Genomic DNA, 15,226 nt, shown 5'->3' with positions numbered 1-15,226 from the left:
GCCATTTATGTATGTTTTAATTTCATTTTCAGTCGGTTGGATACAAATTCAACACTAAATACCATGACAAAGATAACGAGTGCGACAAAGAACGCTTGATCAAAGCGATATAGCCGCATCGCGTGCATCAGCTCCCAGCCAATTCCACCAGCACCAACCGCACCTAGTATCGTAGACTCAGCAATGTCGCCTTCAAAACGCATAATGCACCAAGCTAGCAATGCTGTCATAACGGTCGGAATGACACCTTGGATAACGACTGCAAACCAATTAGCCCCCGTAGCCTGCATCGCCTCAATCACACCATGCTCAACCTCTTCAATCGATTGAGCAAAAACTTTAATCAGCATTCCGATCGATCCAATCATTATCGCTAAAATACCTGGAAAAGGGCCCATTCCTACGGCAACGATAAAAATAAGAGCCCAAATTAACGTTGGAATGGCTCGTACAAGTGAGGCGAACCCTTTTAGCAGCCACGAAATCGTTCGGTGTGGTGTTAAATTATCTGCTGCTGGAAAGGCTAGCCCAAACCCAATAATAATCGCAAGGACACATCCGACAATGGCCACTTGAAGCGACTCTAACGCTGCTGCTAACACTTCTCGCCAATAGGTGAAATCAGGTGGTACCATGACTGTCAACGTTTGGAGAAAGGTCCAAACACCCGAAAACAATCTACCGTAATCAATACTTAATTGATACAACGAGAAGAAGAAAAAAAGTATAGCACCTATAAGTACGATCCTCATAAAGCGATTTTTCTTTTCACGCTGACTTGTTTTATTTAATTCCTTATGAACGACGATATCTCCTCTCATATAATTCGCTCCCTAATTTGATTTGTCAGCCATTCAGTCATTAGCACAATAAATAGAATGAGAATAACGCCCATACATACTTGACCATATTGGAAAAGCTTAATATTTGATTGAATGACAAAGCCTAGCCCTCCACCGCCAACCATTCCGATGATCGTTGAAGCACGAACATTAATTTCTAGCATGTATAACGTCCATCCGAAAAATCCCGGTAAAAATTGTGGCATCACACCTTGTGCTAATACTTGAAAATAGTTCGCACCTGTTGCCTTAACTGCTTCTAGCTGACCCATATCAATTTCCTCAAGCACCTCTGCAAATGCTCGCGTTAGCGCTCCAACTGAAACGATAATTAAAGATAACGTTCCAACTAACACCCCAAGACCAAAAGAAGCTGTTAGAACAATTGCCCAAATAAACACAGGAATATTTCTGAATAGCGAACTAAATCCCCGCATGAGTATTTGTACACTTGGATGTGGTGACGTCGTTGCAGCTGCCAAAAAAGCTAAGCCAGTTGCGATGATCGCTCCAATAACCATCGCCACAAAGCTCATGTAAATCGTATCAAGCGCCGGAGGAATTAAGCTTACTAGTACAGAAAAATCAGGTGGAAATAAATCATACATAATAAACGAAACAGCTTGAGTCGCTCCTGAAAAAAGGGACGGGATAGAAAAGCCTGTTTCAAATGCAGACCATATCGTTAACAGTACAAGGACAACCACAAAACCCCAAAGGAGCAAGTTCTTATTACGCTGTACTTCAAGAAGGTGTTCCTGTTTCACGAAGCCATTTCCTCCTTCTGTTCCTTACTTCCACGATATATGCGCTCAATGATCGCATCCGTTAATTCCTCTGGACGCCCATCAAATACTTTCTCCCCTTTGTTAATTCCGATAATACGAGTCGCATATTTCTTCGCTACATCAACTTGATGTAAATTGCAAAGACAAGCTATCCCTTCTTCTTTGCAAATGGAGTAGAGCTGATCCATCACAATTTCTGAGGAAACCGGATCAAGGCTTGCAATTGGTTCGTCAGCTAAAATGAGAGATGGCTTTTGTGCAATAGCACGTGCAATCCCTACACGTTGCTGCTGACCACCACTTAGTTCATCAGCACGCTTGTACACTTGTTCACCAAGACCAACACGCTCCAATAGTCGAATCGCTTCATCCTTATCCTCTTTTGAAAAAAGACTTAACACCGCTCTAAATGTATTCATGTAACCTAACCGACCATGAAGAACGTTGCGCAAAACAGAGGAACGCTCAATTAAATTAAACCGTTGAAAAATCATCCCTACCTCACGACGGTGCTTCTTTAACTGAGCTGCATTCGCACCCACAACCTCTTGGCCTTTAAATACCAGCTCACCAGCTGTTGGCTGAACGAGACGATTAATAGAACGTAAAAGTGTGCTTTTCCCAGCTCCACTTGGACCGATAATGACAATAAATTCACCATTATGTAGCTCAAAGCTAATATCCTGAAGTGCCGTTGTACCGTCTGAATATACTTTTGATAGCCGTTTAATTTCTAATAATGCCATAATGATCGCCCCCTTAATTCAACATCTCTTCTGGTGACATATTTAATAGCTCCGCTGTTTCACGAATGACATCGAAATCACTATCTTCAACTGGGAAATAACCTTTCATTCCCATTACCTCAAAATATTCTGGGTTCTTCTCATGATAGGAAAGAGCAAAATCTCTCATTTTTTCAACTAAATCTTCCGGTAGACCATCTCTATAAGCTAAAGGGCCTCCAGGGATTGGATCAGTTGTTTGAATAACACGAACATCACTTGGATCAAACAAGCCTGATTCAGCAAACATCTCCACACAGAATTCACAAACCGCCGCACCGGCTGCATCTCCATTCGCAATCGCTAAAATCGATTTATCATGACCTCCAGAATACGCAACACTATTGAAATAGCCTTCTAACTGCTCATTTTCAATACCTAATTGTGATAGCATAGAAGCTCTCGGGAACAAATGCCCTGAAGTAGAAGCTGGGTCAACAAACAGGAAATCCTCTCCTTCTAACTCCTCTAACCTTTCAACAGGCGAATCAGCAGGTACAATAATGACACTATGATACATCGCAGATTCTTCACTTTCTCCTAATATTGCTAAAGGCAGTGCCCCACTTCGCTCAACGGCGATAATATACCCAAACGGCCCATAATTTGTCAAATCAATTTGTTCTGCCCGCATCGCTTCAATCATCATGTTGTAATCTTGACCTTCAAACATCTCGACTTCAATTCCTAACTCTTCTGCTAAATCCTCAGCAAAGGCACTTGATGAACGCGCCATATTGTTGTCATCCTCTGTCGCCATCATTCCCATTCGTAATGTCGTTGGCCAACCATTTTCGTCCACCTCTCCCGCGCCCGAACCTTCCGAACACGCTGTAAAGATCAATAGCACTGTCATCCATAACAACATGAAACCTACTTTTTTCACCACAATCCACCATCCTTATAGTATTAGGATACAAAGTTGTATACAACCTTGTATATAACTAAAGGATATCAGCATATTGTAAAGCTTCTATAAAGGAGTTATTCAAAAGTCGTAAAGGTTTTGTAAAACAAGTTATGGGACACAACTATTTACAATGAAAGGAAAGGAACGCTATGATAGAAAATAAGATGATCATTAAAATTGGATTTAGTGTAGAAAGTTGGAGATGAACATGCAACCACTTGAAGATAAAGCATTTGATTTTCTAAAGGAGCGTTTAATAAATGGCGAATATATGCCTGGTACACTTCTATCTGAAAATGAATTAGCCAAAACATTAGCAATGAGTCGAACTCCTGTCAGAGCAGCGATTTCCCAATTAGAACGCGAAGGCTTTTTAGAAACCGTTAAAAATCGTGGTATATTAGTACGTGACATTTCCTATAAGGAGTTTCTCGAAATTTTTGAAGTGATTTTTTCTTTTCAACATTATCAATTTTATTATCAGGAACCAGAAGACCTTCATATTGATGTACAGCAATTGAACTATCATTTGAAAGAGCAATATACATGTACGAGCAACGAAGATTATTTAGGCTATACAAAGCATTCACTTTCATTTTTACACACTATGATATCAGGGACGAACAACAAAGAAATGCTCAAAGTGATTGACGGCTTTTTTGATAAAATCATTCGGTTTGCGATCGTCAATTATATCCGTACCCCCCATCAAAGCCATTACTCAGCAAATGAAACGAATCAACAGCTTGTAGACGCTTTAGAAAAGGGAGATTTTAATCAAATTAAGCAATTACTACATACCTATTATGAAAGGGTAAAAGCACGTTTCGGATAAAAATCAAATGATTGAACTAAATGGGAAATTCTCTAATACTTACCGTTATCGATGAGTACAAATGAAATTAAACAAGCTCTATGACCACCATATGAGGAAGGCTATAGTGAGCTTGATGGTCTGTATAACCTTTATTATGAAGCAAATGAGTACCGACTATTCTTTACGAGTGATCCTTATAATGACGACCAGGTTCGCTCCTTACAATTAAGGTAAACTCACTCTCATTCTATTGATAGATCAGAAGAACTAAAGAGGCATTCAAAAATGTACAAAACAACCTTATCAAGACCCTTAGACGGATAGTGACATGGCGTAAGAGAAAGGAGGACAACAAGCGTGAAAAAATATGCGATAGTGACAGGTGCTTCAAGTGGATTCGGCCTCCACATTACGACCGAACTAGCAAAGGCGGGATTTACCGTTGTCGCGACAATGCGCAATCTATCAAAGCAGCAAAAAATACATGAGGTTATCCAAGACCCTCTAATTCTTGAACGAATTCGTATTATCGAGCTTGATGTCACCAACTCTCTTTCCATTCAAGAGTTTCAAGACTTCATTCAATCATTATCGCCTATTGAACTATTAATTAACAATGCCGGCTTTGCCCAAGCCGGCTTTGCTGAAGAGTTAAGTATTGATGCCTATCGTCAGCAATTTGAAACGAACCTTTTCGGCGTTATGGCTATTACTCAAGTTATACTTCCGCACATGAGAACGAATAGAAAAGGAACCATATTAATGATGAGTAGTATTAGCGGCCAGATTGGCTTTCCCGGGTTGTCGGCTTACGTTGCTTCAAAGCAAGCGTTAGAAGGCTATGCAGAGAGCCTCCGGCTAGAGCTTGCTCCTTACAACGTACAGGTTGCTCTAATAGAGCCTGGCTCCTATCAAACAAACATTTGGTCGTCAGGACTTGCCAACATACGAACACATGAACACTCACCTTATCAACGTACACTTGCTATGCTCAAGCAACATGTTAAAAAGGCTTCTCCAGCATATGGAGATCCAAAAGAGGTCGCTCATCTAGTCGTCAAATTAGCTCGTGAAGAAAGGCTAACAAGACTTCGCTACCCTATTGGCAAAGGTGTTCGCTTAACCGTTTTCATGAAACACATACTCCCGTGGTCCATATGGCAAAAGCTCATTTTAAAGAACATCTTTAAGAGTTCTTAGCATACAGCAGGATTTAGACAGTTCGTCTAGAAATGAAAGATGTAGTACGTTTCAAGGGGAGTGATTACACATTCATGTACACTAAATGGCTCCTACTTATGATATGGTCTCTTTTTGTATTTATTTTGTATTGTACAAGTAGTTTTACATTATTCATTTCTGATGGAGTTATTCGTTTTTCTTTCGTTGTTCCTGATTATTCTGAGTTCTTGGAGCCTTATGCCTTATCTCGTCAAGAACCTTTTTTGACCATCCAAAAAATCGGACATTTTGTATCCTTTTTCGTATTAACAGGCTTATTATATACATGTTTAAAAAAATGGAGAATAACACTTATCATTTGCTTTTCACTTAGCATCGCTCTTGAATTAATACAGCCGTTCTTTAATCGTGATGGTCGAATACTTGATATTTTCGTAAACCAACTAGGTATTATCAGCTTTGTGATGCTGTTTATGATCATTAACAGCAGGGGAAATAGGATGGCAAAGGAATAAGATAAAAGGATTGTTTCATTTATTTTACATGGTTGACTAATTGTACAACGCAAGGAGGAATTTGATGATTTATCAATTAAAAATAACGTTATCTCATATAAAACCACCCATTTGGCGTCGCATATTAATTGATAGTGAGAGCACATTCGAAGACTTAGATGAGCTAATTCAAATGATGTTTGATTGGGAGGACATGCATCTACACCAATTTGAAATGAGGAAGACGAATGGACAACGCACTACAACATTCATTGAACCAACTACTCCAGATGATGTAACAGATAATTTCCAGCTATATTTTTCTCAATTTGGCGCATTCAATCCACCTTTAAATACTGAAAACGAGCGCTTAAAGACACATTTCAAAAAAGAGAAAGATCGTTGCATTTATACATATGACCTTGGTGAAGATTGGCAGCACGAGATTATTTTAGAGAAAATCGTTCAACCCCAGCCTGAAATCGAATACCCTTATTGTGTCAAAGCCATGCGTGCTGCACCTGGCGAAGATCCTTTTAGTGAATCCATTCAGGGTGAGGTGAATAATGAAGAGTTACGTGAGATGATTAATATTCAATTAGCCGAGCACACTCATATTTTAAATGAAATCGCTTCTGAACATGCTCATCAGAATAAAGAGGCTCACTTACTCGATTTAACACAAACATTTAACCAAATGGCTCTATGGGAATTCCTAAATGATGATCAAATTATCGTCATTTGGGTTCCGATCATACAGGACTATGCTTATTGCTCTGTGCTAGGGGCAATGAAGGAAGAGTTTGGCCTCGCATGCTATTTAGGAAATGATGGACTAAAAGCATTACATTCTACATTAAATGGTGAGTTTCATCATCATGAAGCGATTTTATTCGAGCAACGTTCAATCCTGTTGTCTCTATCTGATCGTAACGAGCTTGAACCTGAGGACCATGAGTTTATCAAAGCACAAAATGCCTCGTTCCGTGGTAAGAAGCAATGGCCTATGTTTCGTAGCTTCAAGCCAGCCTATTATCCTTGGTTTATCAATGATGAGGAAATTGAGATCTTAAATGGATTGCTAGAACAAATGATTGAGATTGCACCTTTTATTAGACAAAACGAATATAACATACCAACTGCGTTTGAAGGGCCTTGGTTCACCCGTAAGCTCGATCAAAATCAAATGTGGTATAACGCTTATATTGAACCATCATTAGAGAATCCAATCAAACAGCCTGCCCATTTATTTATTAATGAACTTGACCTAATGCGAGTGAAAAAGCTCAAGGTGGCTGATGTAACGCTTGAAATTGGTTCCTTCTTTGCATCAGAGCCTGTTCAAAGTGAAGAGGATGACCGACCTTTCTTTCCATTTGTTGTCATTGCTATGAATAAACAAAACGGAATGATTACCTTTATTGAGTTGCTTCAACATGATAACTTGGAGGAAAATCTACAGAAGCTACTGTTAAAATTGATACACCAGCTTCTAAGCATCCCTAAACAAATTGAGATTGAATCAGAGCCATTACATCGAGCTCTCACCCCTCTTATAGCGCATTTACCAATTAAGATGAACCATGTAGAAGCATTAGTTCACTTGGAAGATGCAAAAGAAATGGTGCTTTCATCAATGGAGCACTCGTGATGAAGTAAGCTCGATCTACAATAAAAGCTCTTTCAGTGCATCTACCTCACCTTCATAAATGACATAAGTGTATTCCAAAGAGCACTGAATAAGTACAAATCAACTTTTTCAGTGCTCTCTTTTGCTTAATTTTCAATCTTTACAGGGTCAGAATAGTCGAGCCCTTTCACATCTACAACAACACGAGACATACGCTGTTCTTCAATTGGACGATCTTGCGCCCCTGTTTCAACTGCTACAATTTGATCAACAATATCCATTCCACTTATCACTTGTCCAAATCCCGCATACTTACCATCGAGGTGGTCCGCTTGATCTACCATAATAAAAAACTGTGACCCCGCCGAATCAGGATGCTGTGAACGAGCCATCGAAATCACTCCACGTTCGTGCACAAGTTCATTTTCAAAGCCATTTGAGGAGAATTCACCTTCAATGGAGTAACCAGGTCCACCCATTCCTGTTCCTTCGGGGTCTCCACCTTGAATCATAAACCCAGGAATAACTCGGTGAAAAATTAAGCCATCATAAAAACCACTCTCGACTAGCGCAATAAAATTCGCAACCGTATTTGGTGCGACCTTAGGATAAAGCTCAATGACGACCTCGCCTCCGGTTTCCATCTCAATAGTCACAATCGGATTATCCTCATCTGACCAATCCCCTGTAATTGATTTATCATGGCTATGAGGCTCATTGCTTGTCCCACATCCTACTAAAAACAACAAGAAAATGATCATAAGAACTCGTACGAATATATTCACATTCATTCACTCCATCTCTCATATTCTTAATCACTATTATACAAGAGAATTATTACACGCGAGGGCACTAAAAAAGTTTAGTTTTTACCTTTTTTAGTGCCCTTTATCATTAGCTGTCAAATACCTTTCAAACAGCCAAACCTAGCTAGCCTTTCTTCATTTCCTCCAACCGACTATTCATTCTTCTAGGTATCTCCTCAAACACCTCAGTCCAAGAACGAAATAGTACATCTTTTAACTTGAAATATTCAAATTTCAACGACGGAGTGAAACGAAACCTCTTCATATATTGCTTGATCAATTGATTCGTATTTACATTCTGTTGAAAGACCTGTTCATGTTTATAGAAGAATGGAACGGTTAAACCGTCCTGACCTGCACCTTCATCTGTACATGTCATCACATCCGGAATGAAATGGAAGAATTGCTCATCTGGAAAGAAAGCATGTTTTCCAGGCTGAGAATACAGCTTCACATGTGTGTGGTTAACAAGATTCCTTCGGTCAGGAAACAGACCTTTGAAATAGCGACCGTGAAAGCTCGCCTCACAATCAAGCACATCTTCCTCCTTACTCACATACACCCACACGTGCTCAAGCTCGTATAAATGCTGAATGTCAAAGTCGAAGTAAATCGCATATTCGATAATATGGTCTAGACGCTCATCATCAAATATAAAAGAACGCCGAAAGGAAGGAGAGACTTCACCCTTTCTTATTTCCGTTACACCAATCATACATGGAAAAAAGGGCTCTTTCTTATCAAAATAAAGATGTGGTGCATATTTCAATGCATGCTGAAGATTCATTACATTCTCACCTTCTTTCTTTATCTTATGAAAAATCCTGCACTAAATTGCGTGCCCATTTATTTGACCGATATCGGAAATAACCAAAAATTGATTTTGTAATTTCTTCTAAAGCAAACATAAAGTAAACAAGCTCAATCGACCAATGAAAAACATACGCTCCTAAGAACACAAGTGGAAGCGCAATGAACCATGTTGTACATAAAACGAGCTTCATTGAAAATACATTATCTCCACCAGAGCGAAACACTCCAACAATCCAAAGATGATTTAAGAAATACATCGTTAAGACGACACCTTGTATATAAAGCACGTTTTGAAATGTCCGTTGTACCTCAGGACTTAGTTGTGCAAACAAACTAACAATTAGTGGATTCAAGAGAATGATCAGCACACTTACAACGATCGCTGAGTAGATGGCCAGCTTAGTAAATTCTCTAGCATTTGTAATAGCTGCTGATGGATCTTCTGAGCTTAGCTTTCTTCCAATCATGACACGAGCCGCATACGAGAATCCCGAAATCCCCATTAGAAAATACTGATTGAATATTCGTGCTAGCTGAAAGGTCGCTAAAGCAACAATCCCCATATGTCCAAATGCGACGGCATAAAGCATATTTCCTAACGACCAGATCCCTTCATGGAGTACGAGCGGATAAATCGTTTTGTACACCCTCTTACAAAAGGACCAATTAAACGAAAAAAGCTGATCAAAGCGCGCATGTAAATAGTAGCGCCGACCATAAATAAATCCAACGAGTAGAAGGAGGCTAATAATCGTCGAAAGTAGCGTCGCAATCGCCGCCCCTTTTACCTCATAAGCAGGAAACCAGCCAATCCCATAAATAAGCAAATAATTGAATAACGTATTTAACCCCATTCCGATACAACCGAACACGACGTTTACTTTTATTTTGCCGATCGCACCAAGCGCATGACCAAAAGTATCCTTAATCGCGTTTAATATAAATACAAACACAATGACACTTACATATTGCACACCATAAGCAATTCCTTGTTCATCGTTAATAAAAAACGAAAGTAGTTGTTCTTTAAACACAGTAACGATTATAAATGCTAGTACGGAAAAGAAAAGACTTGTGACGAGCATTAATCCCATCGTCCGATACACGTTGTTCATTTGATTAATCCCATAAAACTGTGTAATAAACGCCGACATTCCATATGTAGCCGACAAAACCATTCCAAGTACAAAGGTAAATTGACTAGCCGCTGCAATCGATGCAACAGCTACCTCTCCTAAACCGGTGATCATTAACGTGTCAATAAAGGAAAAAGAGTTACTAATGAGCATATGTAAAACAAAAGGTACAACTAATAACGTCACTTCACGTTTAAATTTCATAGGTCATTCTACTTTACATCTATCACTTGCTGTTGAGAGACCTGTTCATTCAATTGCTCTATTAGCGAAAGAAGCTGTCTTGGTTCATGAATTGTAAAATCAGGCTTTTCCTGTTCATTCTCAGGCTTATTCGTATAGCGTGGCGACCAATCAAGGAAAATGCTTGTAATCCCAAGTTCATTAGCCCCACGAATGTCACGACTTAAATTATTTCCAACCATGACAACCCTCTCTCTATCGTCCAATGATAAATCAAGTGCTCCTAATGCTGCCTTAAACATTCGTGCATCAGGCTTCCTCACTTTAATCGTTTCTGAGTAAATCATTGTCTCAAAACAATCATAGATGTTATGATCTGTTAGCATATTTTTAAACGATTGTGCCAGTCCATCAGCTACGAGAGCCAGTCTATATCCCTGATTTGCTAGCTCCTGGACGACTTCATCTGCATGTGGTATAACCTTTGCTGAGGTCACTACTTCATTCTTATCTCGAATTTCCGTAGATTCATCTATAATCGTATCTCCACAATCCATTAATATAATTAGTTCTTTTTTCAACGTGTCCACGCCCTTCCTGTTAACATGCTATTGAAATACACCTTGTAGCTTAAGCTCGTTCGCATAGTGACACGAAACACTACGACCATCTTCTATCTCCGTTAATGTAGGTGCCACATGCTCACATTTTTCTGTTCGATAAGCACATCTCGGATGAAAATGACATCCACTTGGACGGTTTGCTGGATTAGGAACCTCTCCTGTTAAAACTTTGCGATTCGTCTTAAGATCCGGATTCGCCTTAGGTACAGCAGATAACAGCGCCTCTGTATAAGGGTGCATCGGTCTCTCATACAAATCATTCGTATTGGCAAGCTCAATGATTTCGCCTAAATACATCACAGCCACGCGGTCAGATATATGCTCAACAACTGATAAATCATGTGAAATGAATAAATACGTTACATTAAATTCTTCTTGCAAGTCTTTCAATAGATTAATAATTTGTGCTTGAATGGAAACATCCAAAGCCGAAACAGCCTCATCACACACAATGATTTTCGGCTCTGTTACGAGCGCACGAGCTATTCCGATCCTTTGCCGTTGTCCACCAGAAAAGGAGTGCGGATACCTTTTTAAATAGCTAACATTTAAGCCTGTTTTTCGCGCTATATTCTTCACTCTATCCTCTATGTCTTGCTTACTAAACCGTTTCATAGCCCTTAACGGTTCACTAATAATATCAAACACAGTCATTCTCGGATTTAAAGACGAATAAGGATCTTGAAAGATCATTTGAATATCAGGACGCACCTCTTTATAAGCCCGGCTTTTCAATGTTAAGAAATCAACTTTCCTAGCTCCACTACCGTAAAAATAAACGTGTCCAGCTGTTGACTCAATCCCTCGAACGATACATCGTCCAAGCGTTGTCTTACCACAACCCGATTCTCCAACTAAGCTTAGTGTCTCTCCCTTTCTTAATGAAAATGAAATATCGGAAACAGCTTTAACGACTTGTGAAGACTTTTTCTCTTTAAACTCTTTTGATAAATGCTCGATTTCAAGAATAGTCTCGCTCACCGACATGGACCTCCTTTTTTTCAAGCGTAGAATCATATAGAACACATGCAACTTTATGTCGGTCATCGACATGAATTGTATTCACATCACGCTTATTACACACTCCCTGTATTCGTTCATGACAGCGTTCATAGAAACCACAGCCTGTTGTTAACCCAATTGGAACAGGAACCGTCCCTTCAATCGATAGTAACCTCTTCTTACGGCTACCAATGACCGGAATGGAGTCAATTAATCCTTTCGTATACGGATGCTTTGGACGTTTAAATAGATCATGTACGGTCCCGTGCTCGACCACTTTCCCTAAATACATAACAGCCACCTCATCGCACATCTCAGCGACGATCCCAAGATCATGAGTAATGAACAAAATCGACATTCCAAACTCTTCTTGTAGGTCCTTCATTAATTCAAGCACTTGGGCTTGAATCGTCACATCCAGTGCGGTCGTCGGCTCATCAGCAATTAAGATTTCCGGATTACATGAAAGAGCCATCGCAATCATCGCCCGTTGTCTCATCCCACCAGAAAATTCATGAGGATATTGTTCAAATCTTTTTTCAGCATCTGAAATACCTACTTTTTCAAGCATTCTCAGTGTCCATTCCTTCGCTTGCTTTTTATCCTTCGTCTGATGAAGCAAGACAGCCTCCATTATTTGATTGCCAATTGTATATAAAGGAGAAAATGCCGTCATTGGCTCTTGGAAAATCATTGAAATACGCTTCCCACGAATCGAACGCATCACTGGTCCATTTTGTTTAATAGTTAATAAGTCTAATGGCTCCTTTGTGTTCTCTTGCTGCAATAATACTTCTCCAGTCGTTTGAAATTCTTTCGGATTTAAGCCGATAATGGCTTTACTCGTAACGCTTTTTCCACAACCAGATTCCCCAACAATGCCGAGTGTCTTTCCTTTTTTTAGAGAGAAATCAATGCCCCTAACCGCTTGAAGAAGACCATTATCTGTTTTAAATTCGATACGTAAATTTTTCACTTGTAAAAATGCTTCCTGTTCTTGACTCATTTTAAATCCCGCTCTCCTTTCCTTACTTATAAGGGTCTGCTGCATCACGTAATCCATCACCTAAGAAATTAAACGCTAAGACGGTTAAGATGACAAACCCTAAAGGAATCAGCTTCCATGGGTAAAGAGCTACATTTTCTATTTGCTGTGCTTCTTGTAATAACACGCCCCAACTTGTAGCAGGAGCCTGCATTCCTAATCCTAAAAAACTCAAAGCTGTCTCACCAAGAATCATTGCCGGTATTGCCAATGTAGCTGCCACAACGAGATAACTCATAAACCCAGGTATTAAATGGGTTAAAATAATTTTAAAGTTACTAACACCAGACAGTTTCGCTGCCATCACGTAATCTTCATTTTTCAATGAAACAAATTTACTACGCACGACACGAGCCAGACCTGTCCATTCTAGGAATGCCATAATAACCGTAATATATAAAAACATTTGCACAACGGGAACACGTGGAGGGATCGCGGCAGATAATGCCATCCAAAGTGGCAGTGTAGGGAATGAGCGGATAATTTCAATTAACCTTTGAATAACCGAATCCACAACGCCACCAAAATAACCAGAAACTCCACCAATAATCACCCCTAAAACAAAACTAATCGCTACACCGACAAGAGGAATCGATAAGGAAACTTGACTACCTAGAATAATACGGGAAAATAAATCACGGCCTGTCCCATCCGTACCAAATAAAAAAATTTGACCAGGTGCCTCAACACCAAACAAGCGCAAGTTCGTTTCAAACAAGCCAAGAAATTGGTAGGCTTCCCCTCGAACTAGAAATTGAACCGGGTGTATAACCGACGTATCCTCGACAATCACTTTTCTTAACGTATCAGGATCTCGTGATGACGTTAACCCGTACACAAACGGCCGAAAATGAAACTGCCCATCCTCATCAAAGAAATGAACTTGTGTCGGCGGAGCATTCATATACTCACTGTTGTAGCTTTGCAATCCATAAGGTGCAATAAATTGACCGAAAAGGGCCGCACCATACAATGTAAAGAGGATCACTAAGCTTATTCGCGCTAGCTTATGCTTTCTAAGCTTCTTAAAAATTAAACTCCATTGTGATGCAATATGAATAGAGTCTTCATTTTTCTTTCTTCTCCAAAGAATTGGCTTTCGATTAACTTCATTCGGTATGTGTGTATTCATTTACTACATTCCTTTTCTTTCCATTCGGATTCTTGGATCTAGCCAAGCTAGCAGAATATCCGAAATCAATGTGCCAATAACGGTGAAAATTGCCATAAAAAACAACCACGTCCCTGCCAAATACATATCCTGACCTAATAGAGCCCGATGCATAACCGGTCCTTGCGTAGGTAAATTCAAGACAATCGCTGTAATCGTTGAACCGGTGAAAATCGCAGTTAGCGACCAACCAATCGTACTAATAATCGGATTTAATGCTGCTCTAGTCGGGTATTTCCGTAATGCTTTTGCTTCCGATAAACCTTTTGCGCGTGCTGTTAACACATTAGGCTTATTCATTTCGTCTAACATTTGTCCACGCATCACACGGATTAACTCACACGTGCTCGCTGTACCTATTACGACAATAGGTATAACTAAATGCTTTAACATATCCATTATTTTTGCCACACTCCAAGGCTGATCAACAAATTCTTGGGACTGAAGACCGAGCATCGGATCTCCAAAATAGACGAAGGAAAGATACATTAAAATAATCGCTAATAAGAAATTAGGTGTGGCCATTCCGATAAAACCAATCGTTGTAAACACATAATCTCCTAATGAATATTGCTTAATTGCACTATAAATCCCAATCGGAATCGCAACAAAATATGTAAACAATAATGAAGCGACTGATACGACAATGGTCATCCCCATATGCTGCTGTATAACCTCTGAGACAGGTCGGTTGTAGCTCATGGAATGCCCGAAATCGCCTCTCGTAATGATTCCTCCCATCCATTTCCCATATTGAACGTACCATGGTTCATTTAAACCATATGTATCTCTCAATCTCTCTAATTGCTCACTATTAATCACATCGCCTTCCTGTTCCATTTGCATCGCATAATTACTCACAAAATCACCAGGAGGCAGTTGGATAATAAAGAAAACAATGAGTGAGATGACAAAGACAACTGGGATCATTAATAGAGTTCTACGAATGATGTACCGAAACATAACTGAACCTCTCCTTCTGTAGGACAAATGTGTGTG

The 15,226-nt window shown here is 39.7% G+C and carries 16 protein-coding genes; 4 read left to right on the top strand and 12 right to left on the bottom strand.

Annotated features, from left to right (window positions below):
* Nucleotides 1-5: 5 nt before the first annotated feature.
* The 4 genes from phnE (ACERJO_RS11540) to ACERJO_RS11525 are packed head-to-tail and all read right to left on the bottom strand — an operon-like array spanning nt 6 to nt 3,304.
* Nucleotides 6-821 (bottom strand): phosphonate ABC transporter, permease protein PhnE, encoded by an 816-nt coding sequence (gene phnE / locus ACERJO_RS11540; RefSeq protein ID WP_373647539.1) that lies wholly within the window; start codon nt 819-821, stop codon nt 6-8.
* The gene (gene phnE, locus ACERJO_RS11535) at nt 818-1,609 is read right to left on the bottom strand and encodes a phosphonate ABC transporter, permease protein PhnE (RefSeq protein ID WP_373647538.1); all 792 of its coding nucleotides are present in this window, start codon (nt 1,607-1,609) and stop codon (nt 818-820) included. The genes phnE (ACERJO_RS11540) and phnE (ACERJO_RS11535) overlap by 4 nt, the downstream gene beginning before the upstream one ends.
* Nucleotides 1,606-2,376, bottom strand: coding sequence for a phosphonate ABC transporter ATP-binding protein (phnC, locus tag ACERJO_RS11530; protein WP_373647537.1), 771 nt, complete (start codon nt 2,374-2,376; stop codon nt 1,606-1,608). The genes phnE (ACERJO_RS11535) and phnC overlap by 4 nt, the downstream gene beginning before the upstream one ends.
* Nucleotides 2,377-2,389: 13 nt before the next feature.
* Nucleotides 2,390-3,304: a phosphate/phosphite/phosphonate ABC transporter substrate-binding protein gene (locus ACERJO_RS11525; RefSeq protein WP_373647536.1), complete on the bottom strand. Its 915-nt coding sequence runs from the start codon at nt 3,302-3,304 to the stop codon at nt 2,390-2,392.
* A 229-nt stretch (nt 3,305-3,533) separates the two neighbouring features.
* Between ACERJO_RS11525 and ACERJO_RS11520 the strand changes: the two genes are divergently transcribed.
* The 4 genes from ACERJO_RS11520 to ACERJO_RS11505 all read left to right on the top strand — a co-directional run bounded on the left by ACERJO_RS11520 (nt 3,534) and on the right by ACERJO_RS11505 (nt 7,469).
* Nucleotides 3,534-4,160 carry a GntR family transcriptional regulator gene (locus ACERJO_RS11520; protein ID WP_373647535.1) on the top strand — a complete coding sequence of 209 codons (627 nt, stop codon included), beginning with the start codon at nt 3,534-3,536 and terminating at the stop codon, nt 4,158-4,160.
* 339 nt (nt 4,161-4,499) lie between these two features.
* Nucleotides 4,500-5,342: an SDR family oxidoreductase gene (locus ACERJO_RS11515; protein WP_373647534.1), complete on the top strand. Its 843-nt coding sequence runs from the start codon at nt 4,500-4,502 to the stop codon at nt 5,340-5,342.
* 74 nt (nt 5,343-5,416) lie between these two features.
* Nucleotides 5,417-5,839 carry a VanZ family protein gene (locus tag ACERJO_RS11510; protein ID WP_373647533.1) on the top strand — a complete coding sequence of 141 codons (423 nt, stop codon included), beginning with the start codon at nt 5,417-5,419 and terminating at the stop codon, nt 5,837-5,839.
* A gap of 64 nt (nt 5,840-5,903) precedes the next feature.
* Nucleotides 5,904-7,469 carry a plasmid pRiA4b ORF-3 family protein gene (locus ACERJO_RS11505; RefSeq protein ID WP_373647532.1) on the top strand — a complete coding sequence of 522 codons (1,566 nt, stop codon included), beginning with the start codon at nt 5,904-5,906 and terminating at the stop codon, nt 7,467-7,469.
* A 125-nt stretch (nt 7,470-7,594) separates the two neighbouring features.
* On the opposite strand, the gene ACERJO_RS11500 is transcribed toward ACERJO_RS11505, so the two are convergent.
* The 8 genes from ACERJO_RS11500 to ACERJO_RS11465 form a co-directional block, all read right to left on the bottom strand.
* Nucleotides 7,595-8,239, bottom strand: coding sequence for a peptidylprolyl isomerase (locus tag ACERJO_RS11500; protein WP_373647531.1), 645 nt, complete (start codon nt 8,237-8,239; stop codon nt 7,595-7,597).
* A gap of 139 nt (nt 8,240-8,378) precedes the next feature.
* Nucleotides 8,379-9,041: a hypothetical protein gene (locus ACERJO_RS11495; protein WP_373647530.1), complete on the bottom strand. Its 663-nt coding sequence runs from the start codon at nt 9,039-9,041 to the stop codon at nt 8,379-8,381.
* A gap of 25 nt (nt 9,042-9,066) precedes the next feature.
* Nucleotides 9,067-10,407, bottom strand: coding sequence for an MATE family efflux transporter (locus ACERJO_RS11490; RefSeq protein ID WP_247102700.1), 1,341 nt, complete (start codon nt 10,405-10,407; stop codon nt 9,067-9,069).
* 8 nt (nt 10,408-10,415) lie between these two features.
* Entirely contained in the window at nt 10,416-10,967 is a 552-nt protein-coding gene (locus tag ACERJO_RS11485) for an HAD family hydrolase (protein WP_247102697.1), read from the bottom strand.
* A gap of 27 nt (nt 10,968-10,994) precedes the next feature.
* Nucleotides 10,995-11,990 (bottom strand): ABC transporter ATP-binding protein, encoded by a 996-nt coding sequence (locus ACERJO_RS11480; protein WP_247102694.1) that lies wholly within the window; start codon nt 11,988-11,990, stop codon nt 10,995-10,997.
* Nucleotides 11,971-13,017, bottom strand: a complete 1,047-nt coding sequence (locus ACERJO_RS11475; protein ID WP_247102691.1) for an ABC transporter ATP-binding protein — start codon at nt 13,015-13,017, stop codon at nt 11,971-11,973. The genes ACERJO_RS11480 and ACERJO_RS11475 overlap by 20 nt, the downstream gene beginning before the upstream one ends.
* A 22-nt stretch (nt 13,018-13,039) precedes the next feature.
* Nucleotides 13,040-14,188 (bottom strand): ABC transporter permease, encoded by a 1,149-nt coding sequence (locus ACERJO_RS11470; protein WP_247102687.1) that lies wholly within the window; start codon nt 14,186-14,188, stop codon nt 13,040-13,042.
* Between the two features lie 3 nt (nt 14,189-14,191).
* A complete protein-coding gene (locus tag ACERJO_RS11465) occupies nt 14,192-15,190 on the bottom strand; it encodes an ABC transporter permease (RefSeq protein ID WP_247102684.1) in 999 nt (332 codons plus the stop codon).
* Nucleotides 15,191-15,226 lie beyond the last annotated feature (36 nt).

This window comes from Halalkalibacter sp. AB-rgal2, assembly GCF_041821005.1.
GTDB lineage: Bacteria > Bacillota > Bacilli > Bacillales > Bacillaceae_D > Halalkalibacter.
Note: the sequence above shows the minus strand (reverse complement) of the source record. Positions and strands in the feature narration are given on the sequence as shown.